This window comes from Streptomyces sp. GB4-14 (assembly GCF_022696125.1).
GTDB classification, from domain to species: Bacteria; Actinomycetota; Actinomycetes; order Streptomycetales; family Streptomycetaceae; genus Streptomyces; species Streptomyces werraensis.
In genome coordinates this window covers 15,935-29,811 of record NZ_RZHO01000001.1, presented here as the reverse complement: position 1 = coordinate 29,811, position 13,877 = coordinate 15,935, and the positions used below count along the sequence as shown (strand labels likewise).

5 protein-coding genes are annotated in these 13,877 nt (G+C 67.2%); 1 reads left to right on the top strand and 4 read right to left on the bottom strand.

Annotation, left to right across the window (positions count from 1 at the left end; all coding sequences use genetic code 11):
* Positions 1–192: 192 nt before the first annotated feature.
* From ELQ39_RS00115 to ELQ39_RS00100, 4 genes are all read right to left on the bottom strand, one after another.
* Positions 193–1,323, bottom strand: a complete 1,131-nt coding sequence (locus tag ELQ39_RS00115; RefSeq protein ID WP_242590399.1) for a helix-turn-helix transcriptional regulator — start codon at positions 1,321–1,323, stop codon at positions 193–195.
* Positions 1,324–1,444: 121 nt separating this feature from the next.
* Positions 1,445–1,963, bottom strand: coding sequence for a hypothetical protein (locus tag ELQ39_RS00110; RefSeq protein ID WP_242590397.1), 519 nt, complete (start codon positions 1,961–1,963; stop codon positions 1,445–1,447).
* Positions 1,964–2,274: 311 nt separating this feature from the next.
* A complete protein-coding gene (locus ELQ39_RS00105; RefSeq protein WP_242590395.1) occupies positions 2,275–2,595 on the bottom strand; it encodes a hypothetical protein in 321 nt (106 codons plus the stop codon).
* Positions 2,596–2,725: 130 nt separating this feature from the next.
* Complete coding sequence (locus ELQ39_RS00100) at positions 2,726–6,202, bottom strand: DNRLRE domain-containing protein (protein WP_242590393.1); 3,477 nt, start codon at positions 6,200–6,202, stop codon at positions 2,726–2,728.
* A 570-nt stretch (positions 6,203–6,772) separates the two neighbouring features.
* On the opposite strand from ELQ39_RS00100, the gene ELQ39_RS00095 reads away from it, so the two are divergent.
* Positions 6,773–13,876, top strand: a complete 7,104-nt coding sequence (locus ELQ39_RS00095) for a polymorphic toxin-type HINT domain-containing protein (protein WP_242590662.1) — start codon at positions 6,773–6,775, stop codon at positions 13,874–13,876.
* The last annotated feature ends 1 nt before the right edge of the window (position 13,877 follow it).

Sequence of the window (13,877 nt, the reverse complement as noted above, 5' to 3'; positions counted from 1 at the left end):
AGGTGCTCTCCTCCTCGATCCATTCGAAGGTGAAGCCTTCCCAGGAGCCGCCGTAGACGTCGGAACGGGCGCGCAGGGCACCGGTGTTCGGGGCGGCGTAACACCCGGATCCGGGACACGGGACAAACCCGAGGTCGGCGCCGGCGAGGACGACGAACGGGTCGCAGCCGACGAATGCGAGGGCTTGCCTTTTCAGTCCCGGGGGCGGCGCTGCGGTGCAAACGCCGGCGGACTCATGTCCGGCAAATAATGACGAGCGAAGAGCGTGGCGACCAGATCTCGTCGGCTGCGGACGCCCGTCTTGTCGAACACCGACTTCAGGTGGTCCTGGACCGTGTGTGGTGACACACCTGCACTGCGGCTGATGTCGGCTGTGGACCGCCCCCGCAACACCAGCGTCATGACGTCCCTCTCGCGAGGAGTCAGACCGTACGCCGCGACGATCAGTGCGATGTGCTCAGCGGGACCGGCTCGTTCGACGACGACAGCGGTGCGGGCCGGGGCCGCCGTGGGTTCCTCCAGGCGCCAGGCGTGCAACCGTACCCGGCCGTGCCGGCGGCTGTGCATCCACGAGGTGTGGGAGGCCGCGGCCCCCGCGGCCTGCACCGCCGCTGCCACCGCGTACACGGCGGGAGGCAGTCCGCGATCCCCGGACGGCACGCCGTCGGCGTGCGCCAGGTCGTCGAACCACATGGCCACGGTGGGTGTCGCATGCACCACCTGGTGGTCGGCGTCCAGCAACACCAGTCCCGGCGCCGTCTCGGAGACGTTCGCTTCGGCCAGCCGCGTCAGGTGCAGCCGGCGCAGTGCGTTCCCCAACGGCTGGACCAGCGACGCCGCCGCAGCCAGCTCTGCCGAGCCGAACGGAGGCGCGTCGTCCGCGCGTCCCATGACCAGGGCGCCCCATGCTCCGTGACGGTCCCGCAGCAGCACACGCAGCTCGTCGCGGAAGCCGAGGGGCCGCATGATGTCGCGGTACCGGGGACTGAGGGTGAGGTTCCCGCTCGTTTCCCGGCTGAGCAGGCCCACCGGCGTTGGCCTGGCCGCCAGATCGGACAGGTCGTTGGCGTCCCCCTCGCGGTACTCGATGTCGAGCATGCGTGGCATCAGGGCGGGCGGCAGGCCGTCTCGGTAGTCACCGCCGGTGTTCATCAACGTCTGCGGATCCACGGTCAAGCAGGCGCAGACGTCGAAGCGCAGCGCAGGCCGTACGACCCGTTTCACCGCCTCGAAGAACTCCTCGACGCTCCGCGCGGACTGCGCCGCCCGCGCCGCCGCGTCCCCGGTCTCGCCGACCCGTCTTGCTCCCCCATGGCGCCTCATGGTCCGAGGCTAAGCGTGCACAACGGGTCCCGAGCCCGGTTTGCGCAGGTAGCTGTGCCTCCGCTTACCGTGCCCGGGAACCGTCGATGTCCGGGGCGCGCGATCGACGCCTCGGTACGGGTCAGCGGTTGTTGTGCAGGACGAGGTTGAGCTTCGCCCAGTCCTTGCCGCCGTTCTCCCCGTTGCGGAGCGTGATCTCGCTGACCGTCGAGGTCTGTCCTGCGGGGACGTACCGGTTGAAGTTGTACTCGGCGTCGAGGTCGGTGTTGGTGTCGTTCGTGCCCTCGTAGAACCGCAGGGTCACATAGATCATGACTCCGCCGCCGGCGTCCGTCTCCGCGGACACATGCTTCTCCACACGGATTTCGCCCCCGCACGTGGTCTCCCACCACACCGACGGCGTGCGGACCTCGTTCACCCAGCCCTCGGAGGCGACGTTGCCGTTGCAGTACGTACCGGCGGCGAAAATGCCTTCGTCGTCGCGGATCGTGTAGGTGCCGGTCAGAGCGACGTTCCGCCACACGGAGGCCGTGACCGCGTCACCCGCCGCAGACGGGGCCGCACCGGCAGCCGGAGCCCCCGCCACCGTCAGACCGGCGACTGCGGCCACGGCCAGCATCCCCATGGTCCTTCTTCGCATGGACATCTCTTCCCCCTCGTTGTCGTCACCGAAAGCGCCGAAGGCGGTTCACCACCCTCGACCGGGTAAAGAGTGCCGCGGCCGGTCGGCGTATCCCATCCCAGACATCTGGGGGGTCGCACCACCGGTGGGCTGTCGCCTCCAGACCGCCGCGCCGACCACGCACATCGCCGACCTCGACCACGCCATTGCAGAACTCACCGCCACCGGAACCCCCGACGCATCAATCACCCTTCGGCACTGCGGCTGCGACACGCCCTGGAACACGCCGGCATCACCCCGCGCGCGTGGTCCTCGAACAGGACATCCGATCACCAGTCCCAGTCGAAGTCGCGGCGGTCCTCGCTCGGACCCTCCACTGTTTCCGCCACCAGACACGGCCGGTTCCGCGTCAGCGACTTGGCCCGGTCGATGCCCAAATGCAGGGCCATCTCCTCGCCGGTGCACAGCGGGCGGACGGCGTGCGTCTCGGCGAGTTCGGCGGCCAGGTCGTCGAAACAGCGGGCCATCTGCCGCCGCCACTGCCGGTCCTGGCTGAAGGTGAGCGGCTGTCCACGAGCCCTCCGGCAGAACCTGCGCTGTGGCCCACGGACCGAACCGCTCGGGCGCAGCCGCCAAGCGGGCCGGCTCATGGCGACTATCACCCGACCATGACCCACTACACAAGATCATCCGAAGACACCGCTTGGATCCCTTGCACGCTCACACGCCCGGACTCGCCTTTCCGTGGAGGCGGGTCCGGGCGCTTGGGAGCGTTGCAGGTCAGCCGATGGCGATGCGAGTCTTCCAGTAGGAACGGGCTGTGATGATCTCCGTTCCCGCGCCTGTGAGGACATCGGTTTTTCCGGTGTACAGGCGGACCGAGCCGTCTGCGCGAACGGTCCAGATGTCGGGGACGGAGTCGCCCGTGACGTCGGGGGTGCCGATGATGTGCGGGATGGAGGCGCGGGACCAGCCGCTGGAGCCGTACGTGATGTCCTGGCCGCCGGCGGAGTTGGCGCCGGAAGCCAGCGAGTTCAGATCGACGCCGCTGCCGGAGGCGTTGGCGATGCCCTTGCGCAGTTGGAGAGTGGCGTCCGGGTCGGTCCGGTAGATCAGGTCGGCGACTCCGTCGCCCGTTACGTCCCCGACGGTGACGATGTCCCGCTGGTCCCAGAGGGTTGCCGTCAGCCGGGTCGCACTGCTGATGGTGGCGCCGTGGTATCCGATCAGCGCCCACAGTTGCGTGCCGACCCGGGCGAAGAAGTCGGTCTTCCCGTCACCGGTGACGTCGCCCGCGGCCACGATCTGGTCCATGGACGCGGGTGACGGGGCGCCCGCCGGAAGAATGATCTCCCGGCGTTTGTCGATGTTCACGGCACCGTAGCCGTCACCGGGGTAGACCCATAGCTTTCCGCCGACCCTGACGACGAGGTCCTGGAGGCCGTCGCCTCCGTAGATGTCACCGTTGTGTGTGATCAGGGAGTCGTTGAAGTGGCCGGCGGGTGCCGCGACGAAGGGCGGAAGACCGTCCTCGGCGCCCGGGTCCTTGGCTGGATTGGCGCGGTAGGCGCCGGGCATGGAGAAGTCGAGGTCACCGCTGGGGCGGGCGAGGTCGGGTGTGGCCTGGGACGGGTAGAGAGCGAGATCGCCCGCGGCAGTCACGACCATGAGGTCGGCCAGGTCGTCGCCCGTGAAGTCGCCGGCGCTGTCGGCTTCGTCACGCGGGCTGAGGTAGAAGAAGTAGCGGGTCGGGTCGGAGGGGTTGCCCGCCGAGTCGACCGCGCGGATGTACAGGACGTTGGGGCCGGCTGCCGGGGGCTTCGCGTCGGCGATGGTCGTCGGGGTGGTGACCGGCGTCCCGGCGGTACGGCTCTTGGAGAAGTTGTAGCTGGAACCGTTGAAGGAGTACTCGAAGCGGACGGTGTCGGTGGACCCGGCGTAGACGGTGAAAGAGCCCGCCGTCCCGAACTTCACCTCCGACCAGTTGGCGTCCTCGGCGTCATTTCCAAAGCCGTTCTTCGAGCCGTCGGCGTCGGGGAAGTCGGTGGAGGTGACTCGGGGGCGCTTGGGAGCGGCGGTGTCCAGAATGAACCGGCAGGGAGTTTTGGCCGGCGAGTATCCGGAGGTGGCGCCCTTGTCGTCGACGCCGCGCACTCTCCAGGAGTAGAGCGTGCCGTTGGTCAGTTTGCTGGTGGAGAAGGCGGGTGTGGAGCGCAGGGCGTCGCCGCCGTCGCCACCGGTGGAAACCTTGCCCGTGGAACCGAGTATGTCGCCGGTGGTGCCCCACTTGCCGGTGGGCCAGAGATCGAAGTCCAGGTAGTCGAGGTTGGAGTCCTTGTCCTTACCCCGTGCGGTGAAGGTGACGCTGCCCGCGCCCATCCGGACGTACGGCTCGGTAGTGGTGCACTTGGCGTCGGGCGACAGGTCGAGGTTGGTGGGGGGCGAGGGGCGACGGTTGTAGACGAGCTCGAGAGCTGGGCCGTTCTCGCCGTTGGCTTGGAACTTCTTCCAGGAGTACTGGGATTTCTCGTCCCGGGAACGCAGGCCGAAGGTGATCTTGGAGCGGCCGAGGTCGGCGTAGTTCTGGGCGGCCTTCTTCACGTCGAAGGTTTCGTAGGCGTCGCGACAGCCGGATTTGTAGCCGTGTGCGAAGCTCCGGGTCTGCAGTTTGTTGCCGTCGGTGAGTTTCGGGGCGTTCTTCCAGTTGGTCTTCTTGCTGATGGCTCCCGTGACGTGGACGCTCATCGAGCGTGCGCTGCAGGACCAGGAGTACGTTTCCAGCAGACGCAGCTTGGCGCTGCTGATTTTCGCGCCCTTGAGATTCTTGTCGAAGTCCATGTTGAAGAAGGAACGCGACGTACCCCAGGTGTCGGACTCGAAGCCGACTCGGGCCTCGTGCGTGCCGCCCTTGTTGAAGCCCTTGCCGTTGTAGAAGGTGGCGTTGGGGTGCCGGCTGTAGGCGGTGGTCCAGTTGTCCATGTCCTTGGTGATGGACGGGTCGATGAAGACCGGATAGGTCGTCTCCGGAGCGTTGAGGAAGTCCAGGTCCGGGGTGACGACCCAGTTGTCGCCCGAGAGGTCGGACTCCACGGTGTTGCCGAGGGAGTCCGGTGCCGGCCCGTCGAGGAGCGGGAGTGAAAGGGTTGCCGACGATCCGGTCTGCGACGGGCTCGGGGTGGGTTCGGCGGGGGCGGTGGGGGTGGCGGTCTCCGAGGGGGTGATCTCAGGGCCGTCGGTGGGGGTCGGCAGGCTCGCGGCCTCGGACTCCCGGTCGGTCTGCTCATCCGACTCGGCGTCGTTCGTCGCCTCCTCGGCCGGTACCGCTTCCGGTTCCCAGGACGCCGAGTCGCTGGGCTCAGGGCTCTCTGAGCCGGTCGGCTGGGCAGTGGCCCCGACCTCTCCGTCGGTGACCGCGGGCTGGCCGGTGGAGTCCCACATCAGCGGGGTGCCTGAGCTGGCCACTTCGTTTCCGTAGAAGGTCTCCGCGGTGAGGACGCCGGACAGAGGGTCGAGGCGGAAGGTCAGGTCCTCGGAGGTGATGCCGTACGAGAGCCGCTGCGCCAGGAGATTGGCGGCGGCCGCCCGGTTCTTCAGGACGAGGAGTTGGGCGAAACCGTCGTTGTCCGCCGTGAGAACCAGGTCGGCGCCGGGAAAGATCTCCGGGTAGAGGGCGCGGGAGCCGTCGATGACGGGCGCGGGAACCGTTCCCGGCCAGGTGAGCTGGATCGCGTACTCACCCTCATCGCCTACGTAGAGCGTGACGAGGTCGTTCGCTCCTGCCGCCGCAGCGACGGAAGCGTTCTTCACCAGTGACACGCGCTGCTGCCCCCCAGCGCGCGAGGTTCGCTCAGACTCTCTCGTGCCCGAACCTGCTGAGAACACCATCCGGGCACTGGTGGCCGTGGTCTCCCAGCCGGACTTGCCGCGTCGGAGATTCGGGTTGATCGCGCGCCACTGGCCGTCCTTGCGGACCCGGACCGGCGAGGAGTGGAAGCGCGTGGCGAGCTGCCCGTCGGGGCGGGCCCAGGTGGTGGAGCGCTCGGTGCGGTCCGCGGTGACCTCGACCTGCTTACCGGTGCGGGCGGCCTGGACGACGGCGGCACTCTCGGTGACCGCCTTGGCCCGCTGGGGCTCGGTCTGTTGTCGTCCGTCGGAGCTCGTGTATCCGGCATAGCCGATACCGGTCGCTGCGACGGCCGTGACCAGGGCGAGTGCCAAGGCACGGCGCCCGGGCATGCGGAACTGAGTGGTTGGCATCGTGAGAGGCCCCTTTCCCCGTGCCCGGCACACCTGTCGACGCGTGCGGGCTCCTCCGGAACGACGTAGCCGGCCATGGCGAAGCGGACCGTTCCGTACGGGGGCGCGGGCATGGCAGGGCGAGCTGATGATGACCCATGAGTCGTCTGCCGTCACCCTCTGAATTCCCACGCCAGGAACGCGGGCCGGGTGAACGTCGTTCCTCGAGGAGCTTCCCGGCTGCGGTCGGCGGGCGCTGGAGGCGCCGAGATTCACCTCAACTCACCAGAAATCATTATCAATACGAGGTATTTGATTTGACATCAGATGCCTTGGGGTGACATCAGGCCTACGTCTTATTGCGTCTTCAATGAGGGATGCGTTCTGATCATCAGCGTCCGCGTGTGATTCTGTCGTTACGTGGCGTGACGATGATCACTAATGGTCTGAACCTCTAGCGTTCCTTCACATCGCTCTCACAGAATTCGCCCGATCTGTTTCGTCCTGCGCGAGGTCCAATTCCGGCCCCGCTCCAAGTGGTCCGGGGGACCCTCCGTGTTCGGTCGAACTCTCCTTTCCTCGAGCCTGCGTATGCGTAGAGCTGTTGTCGCCGCAGCCGGTGCCGCCGTGCTCGTGGGTCTGCTGCCCACGGCGGCGACGGCCGTGCCGCCGGTCCCGCCGGACGACGAACCGGGGCGCGAGGCCGTGCTTCTCGAGTCGCTTGACAAAGTCGTCCCAGCCGACGGCAGCCCGGTCAACGAGGACATCGAGAGCCTGAAGATCGAGGCCCCCCAGGACAGGGAATCGGCGCCGCCTGGTACCGCCGTCCCACCCCCCGCCTCCACCTCGACGGTCACGTTCCCGTCCAGTGCCGCACGGACCTTGTCCACCGCCGTCGAGTCCCAGACCTCGGACCAGGTCCCGGTCACCCTCGCCCCGGCCGAGGGACAGCCCAGCCCCACCGGTACATGGGGATTGACCGTGGACGCCCGCTCCGCAGTCACCACCCAGGGCGTGGACGGTGCGGTCATCCGTGTCGACCCGCCGGACACCAGTGCGGTACCGGTCTCACTCTCACTGGACTACGGCACCTTCGAGAACCTGTACGGCGCCGACTGGGGATCCCGCCTGCGTCTGGTCCAGTTCCCCGCCTGCTACCTGACCACTCCCGACGTCGAGGAGTGCCAGGCGTACACCGAGCTGGAGACGGTCAACGACCCGGATACCAACACGGTTTCCGCGACCGTCGACCCGGCCGCCGACGACATCGTCGCCACAGAGTCCGAAGGCACCTCCGTCCAGTCAGCGGGCTCACGCCTGCTGGGCGCGGAAGGCAGCGCCGACTCCACCGTGATCGGCGCGGTGGATTCCGGAACCGGCCCCGGTGGCTCGTTCAAGGCGACCCCGCTTGCCTCGACCGGCTCCTGGTCCCACGCAGGCAGCTCCGGCGCCTTCGTCTGGTCCTACCCTCTGACCGTCCCGGCGGCCCCGGCCGGCCCCACGCCGAAGGTCGCGCTCACCTACAACTCACAGTCCGTCGACGGCCGCACGGGTGTCTCCTCTCCTCAGGCCTCCTGGATCGGCGAGGGTTGGGACTACGATCCGGGCCACATCGAGCGCCGCTATCGCAGCTGCAAGGACGACCGCAAGACGCTTGACGCCGGCGCTCCCAACAACACGGCCAAGGCCAACAAGACGTCCGATCTGTGCTGGGTCTCGCACAACGCGGTGATGTCCCTCGCCGGCCGGAGCACTGAGCTGGTCCGCGTCGGTAACACCAACACCTACCGCCCCGCGTCCGACGACGGTAGCCGCGTCACCCTCAAGACCGGTGCGACCAACGGTGACAACGACGGCGAGTACTGGGAGGTGACGACCACTGACGGAACCGTTTACACCTTCGGCCGTCACGAGGTCGGCGGCGGTCACGCCGACACCAACTCGGTCTCCACGGTCCCTGTCTTCGGCAACCACCCCGGCGAGCCCTGCCATGCGACGGCCTTCGCCGACTCCCGCTGCGGCGCCGGGAAGCAGCAGGCCTGGCGCTGGGGCCTGGACAAGGTCGCCGATGTCCACGGCAACGTGATGGTCGTCAACTGGAAGCAGGAGACGAACTATTACGCCGTCCGGGACAAGCGCAAGACCCCGGAAGCCTACGAGCGCTTCGCCTACCCCACCACCATCGACTACGGAATGCGTTCGGGCGACCTGTCCAAGCCCTCCGCCCAGGTCAGCTTCGGCGTCAAGCAGCGCTGCCTGAAGTCCACCACCGCCTGCGACGCAGCGAACTTCGCCAAGACCGACGACCCCGGCGCCTACCGCCCCTGGTGGGACACCCCCGGGAACCTCAACTGCAAGTCGACGTCGAAGCTCTGCCCGGGCTTCCCGTCCTTCTGGACGCAAATGCGCCTGGACACCGTCACCACCCTTGGTGCCCGGCCCGGCGTGACCGGCCTCGGCAAGGTCGACGTCTACGCCCTCCACCAGTCCTTTCCCAGCGACTGGTACGACACCTCTCCCGGCCTTTGGCTCAACTCGATCACCCGCACCGGCTTCGGCCCCGGAGACACCACCGGCACCGTCCAGTCCAAGGACGGCGTGAGTTTCGCCGAATACCGCGTCGGCTCCTCCTCCCCGCTCCAGTCCCGCCTGCGTGACCGCCAGCTCCCCAACCTCGTCCGCACCGGCCCCAAGGACCAGCGCCCCGCGTTCACCCGCCCCCGCATCGGCACCGTTGCCACCGAGGCCGGCGCCGACATCGAGGTCGAGTACACCGGCGGCTGCGCCACCCCGCCCGCCGAGGACAAGGAGAAGGCGAACGGAACCTGCTTCCCGGTCCGCTGGTCCCCGGACGGCGACGAGCGGACTCCGCCCAAGGTGTGGTTCAACAAGTACGTCGTCGCCTCCGTCGTGGAGACCGACAAGGTCACCAATCACGGTGTGCCGATCGTCACCAAGTACAAGTACACCGGCCCGGCCTGGGCCAAGTCCGACGACGAGTTCCAGCGACCCGCCCTGCGCACGTACAGCGACTGGCGGGGATACCGCCAGCTCTCCGTGACCAAGGGCAGCAAGACCACGTCCAGCGACACCGGCAACGACGACCCGCAGTCGCAGTCGTACTCCGAGACGCGCTACTTCCTCGGAACTGGCGGTGAGGTCAAGGACACCACCGGCACCTACACCCTGGTCAGCGACGACGCCCCGCAGTACGCGGGCCAGGTGGCCGAGGCCCTCACCTACAAGGACTCCGACAAGCACCTGGTCCGGCGCACCCTGAACTTCCCCTGGTCCAAGCAGACCGCCTCCCGCACCCGGGAGGCCGAGGACGGCTCGGCCATGGAACCGCTCCTCGCCCACCGCGTCGGCATCAAGCGCACCGACGACATCCAGTCCCTCGACCCCGGGTGGCAGTCCAAGCGCACCCTCACCAGCGTCGACGACATCTACGGTCTGCCCACCGAGATTGAAAGCTTCGTCGTCAAGCCCGACGGCTCTGGCGGCGAAACGCTCTCCGAACAGGAGTGCACCCGCAATGCCTACGTCCACAACACCGACGCGCACCTGATCGGCCTGATATCCCAGAGCCGGACCATCGCCGTGCCCTGCGCCCGGTACGCCGACGCGAACTACGCCACGCACCTGCTCAAATCGGTCCGCACCAGCTACGACAACCTCGCCCACGCCGCCACGCCGCTCAAGGGCCTGACCACCACCGTCGCGGAATCCAACGGCGAGGGTGACGCACACAGCGTCGTCACCACCACCACCTATGATCCGCTCGGCCGTGTCCGCAAGGTCACCAGACCGGATCAGGGCACCACCGAGAACGTCTACACCCCGGCCGACATCGGCGGCCCCCTCACGGGGCTGAAGACCATCAACGCTCTCGGGCACTCCACGACGAGCACCTTCGACCCCGGCCGCTCCCTCCCTCTCACCGTCACCGACCCCAACGGCCGCGTGACGCGGTACGAGTACGACGCCCTCGGCCGCCTGGTCAAGGGCTGGTCCCCGACGCGCTCCAGCGGCAGCCAGACCCCCGACGTCCAGATCGGCTACCAGCAGGCTTCCGCCACCCCCTCCAGGACCAGCCCTGCTGCCGTCACCACCAAGACCATCAGGGACGACGGCAGTTACGCCTCCTCGGTCACCATCTACGACGGCCTGCTCCGCCCGGTTCAGACCCAGAACGAGGCCCACGGCCCTGGCCGCATCATCACCGACACCTCGTACGACGACCACGGCCGTCCCAGCATCGTCACCAGCGGCTACCTCGCCGCGGGCCAGCCGACCACCACGCTGTTCGAACCCAAGTCGACCAAGCTCATCCCCAGCTACCTGAAGACCCAGTACGACGGCATGGGCCGCACCATCCGCCAGGCGACCTATCACGACGGCGAGTTCGAGCACGAGACGTTCACGTCCTACGGACCGGACACGACGCATGTGAATCCCCCGGGCAACACCTCCCCGGCAACATGGACCACCACCGACGCTCTCGGCCGGGTCACCGAGGTCGAGCAGTACACCGACGCCGGCCAGTCGACCACCCGATCGACCCGCTACGCCTACGACGTCCGCGGCAACCGCTCGGAGGTCACCGACCCGGCCGGCAACAAGTGGACATACAAGTACGACGTTCGCGGGCGGGTCGTCGAAGCCACCGACCCGGACACCGGCACCACCAGGACGACCGCGTTCGACGGTGCCGACCGTCCCCTCGTCACGGTCGATGCCAACGGCAAGTCCCTGTACACGAGCTACGACCTGCTGGGACGGGTGACGGCTGTCCGCGAGGGTTCGGCCACGGCCGCCCCGATCAAGTCCTTCACCTACGACGCCGTCGGGGCCCTCGGCATGCCGGTCACCTCGACCCGCCACACCGTGGACGGCGACTACGTCTCCAGGACCATCGGCTACACCACCGACTACCAGCCCACCGGCCGGGACATCACCATCCCCGCCAACACCAAGACCGCCGGGCTCTCAGGCACCTACAGCTACACCTACGGCTACACGCCGACCGGCAAGCCCTTGTCCGTCACCTACCCGGCGAAGGGCGGCATCGCCGCCGAGAAGGTGGTCACCCGGTACAACGAGGACGGCCTGCCCGAGTCCACGGCCGGCTCCAGCTGGTACACCGCTGACGTCACCTACTCTCCCTTCGGCGAGGTCCTCCGCGCCGTTTCCGGTTCCCAGCCCTACCGCGTGTGGACCACCAACTTCATCGATCCGCACACCGGACGCCTCCAGCGCACCGTCGCCGACCGAGAGACCGCCTCACCTCACCGCATCACCGACAGCTACTACTCCTACGACGCCTCCGGCACCATCACATCGAACTCCCGCAAGCTGAGCGAAGCCTCCGGTTCCACCTGGGACACCCAGTGCTACACCTACGACGCTCTCGGTGAGCTCGTCCACGCCTGGACCTCCAACGTCGTCCCCACCGGCACGGGCAACGGCTGCAAGACCGCCAACGGGGCCACCTTCGGCTACCGGACCGACTACGCCGCCTCGTCCGGCCCCGTCGCGGACGCACCGAACGAGGCCGGCGACACCTCCAGTCCGGATACCTCGCTGACCAGCACGCTCGCCGCGGCGGCTCCGGCCGCCGACACGGTGGCGACTTCCCCGACCGCCTACCGTCAGGCATTCACCTACGACTGGATCGGCAACCGCTCCACCCTCACCGAGCACAACGTCACCGACGCCACCAAGAACGTCGCGTATCGCTCCAGCTACGGCACCACAGCCGGAAACGGCGCCACCCAGCCGATCATGACTCAGCCCCACACCCTGGCCTGGGTCTCCTCCACCCCCTCCGGCTCCGGCAGCGCGTACTCCTACGACGCGGCCGGCAACACCACTAAGCGTGACCTCGCCAACGACACGCAGCATTTCGTCTGGACGAGCGAGAACAAGCCGGCCACGGTGACCGCCGGTGGCACCACCGTCAATTACACCTACGACACCGAGGGCCAACGCCTCCTGGAGAACTCCAGCGCAGGTTCCACCCTCTACCTTCCCGGCGGTGAACTCACGACCGACAGCACCGGGAAGATCACCAAGGCCACCCGCACCTACGCTCACCCCGGCGCACCGGCGGTCGTCCGCACGTCGAACGGCACCAGCAGCGGCCACACCCGCAACGTCCAACTCACCGACCATCTGGGCACCGCCACCACCTCGATCCAGATCGCCCTCAACCAGCCGGTGACGAGACGCGCCTTCAAGCCCTTCGGCGAGGCCCGCGGCCCCAAGCCGGCCTCCTGGCCGGACAGGCGCAGCTACCTGGGTACCGGCGTCGACGACGCCGCCACCGGGCTGACGCACATCGGCGCGCGCGAGTACGACCAGGCCAACGGCCGGTTCATCAGCGCGGATCCGTTGCTGGACATCACGGACCCGCTGCAGATGAACGGCTACTCGTACGCCAAGAACAGCCCCATCAGCACCAGCGACCCCGACGGCCTGAAGCCGGTCACGGATTGCTACCGGGGTTGTTCGGACGGCCCTGATGGCCTGTATCGGGACTGGATGGTCCCGGATGGTTCCGGAGGCTGGAAATACGAGGGTGCCGTTTACACCTACGACGTGGTGGGTGATCTCCACAGCGTCTATCGCTTCGGCGGCCATCATCCGCCGATGGGCACTCGGACCGTCATCAAGCCGTACGACACGAAAGCCCAGAAGAACAGTTTCAAATTCATCGCTTCCCTCGTCATTCCTGACGTCGAATCGTGGAAGAAAGTCGTCTCTGGAGAGGCGAACGGCTGGGATTACCTGGGTATCACTACGGACCTCCCGTTCGTCAAGGTTTTGAAGCTTGTGCCCGACTCGGTTGTGAAAAAGGGTAAGGGCGCCATTGAGGACTGGCTCCGCAAGTTCAACGCACCAGACTGCAAGTGCTTCCTCGCTGGCACCGAAGTCCTCATGGCCGACGGCGAGACCAAGAAGATCGAAAAGATCAAGGTAGGCGACAAGGTCGTCGCAACAAACCCGGAAACAGGGGAGACCGGTCTCCGGAAGGTCACCCGCCTGATCGTCACCGAAGACGACAAGCACTTCAACGAACTGACCATCGAGACACCTGACGGGCGCGAACAGCTCACCGCTACGCATGAACACCCGTTCTGGGTTCCTGAGATCGGCGCCTGGGTGGAGGCTCGCAACCTCGCCGCCGGCATGACCCTCAGAACCCCCGACGGCACCACGATCCGCGTCCTTAGCAACCGGGCGTACACCAAGCATGCGCGGACGTACAACCTCACAGTCGACGACCTGCACACGTACTATGTGCTGGCGGGCGAGACGCCGGTGCTCGTTCACAATTCTGGCGGTTGCCCCACTCTGGACTTGGATTTCGCTTCTGGCTCGGGCCGGAAGCTGGACCCCAAGGATAAGAGGGGAGAGTTTGAGATGGCCGGTAATGCACTCGCAAAGCATGCAGGGCGCAAAACGAACACCGGGCAGTGGCCAATCCCTTCCGGGAAGCAGAACCCTGCGGCTTGGAATGCGCTTGGCCGGGATGTATTGGACGACATCTTGACTCACCCTGGTTCTGTCACCACGCGGGAGTATGGCAGGATCGGCGGGGTCTGGCAGGACACCATCGATGTCCGTCTCCCCAATGGGGGCATAGGTGCCCGGTTCTCGGTGGACGGCAATTTCTCCGGGTTCCTGGATTGAC

Bases quoted from the DNA above. Each gene is read 5' to 3' on its own strand.
- ELQ39_RS00100 (WP_242590393.1), bottom strand. From the start codon at position 6,202: ATGCCAACCACTCAGTTCCGCATGCCCGGGCGCCGTGCCTTGGCACTC.
- ELQ39_RS00105 (WP_242590395.1), bottom strand. From the start codon at position 2,595: ATGAGCCGGCCCGCTTGGCGGCTGCGCCCGAGCGGTTCGGTCCGTGGG.
- ELQ39_RS00115 (WP_242590399.1), bottom strand. From the start codon at position 1,323: ATGAGGCGCCATGGGGGAGCAAGACGGGTCGGCGAGACCGGGGACGCG.
- ELQ39_RS00095 (WP_242590662.1), top strand. From the start codon at position 6,773: ATGCGTAGAGCTGTTGTCGCCGCAGCCGGTGCCGCCGTGCTCGTGGGT.
- ELQ39_RS00110 (WP_242590397.1), bottom strand. From the start codon at position 1,963: ATGCGAAGAAGGACCATGGGGATGCTGGCCGTGGCCGCAGTCGCCGGT.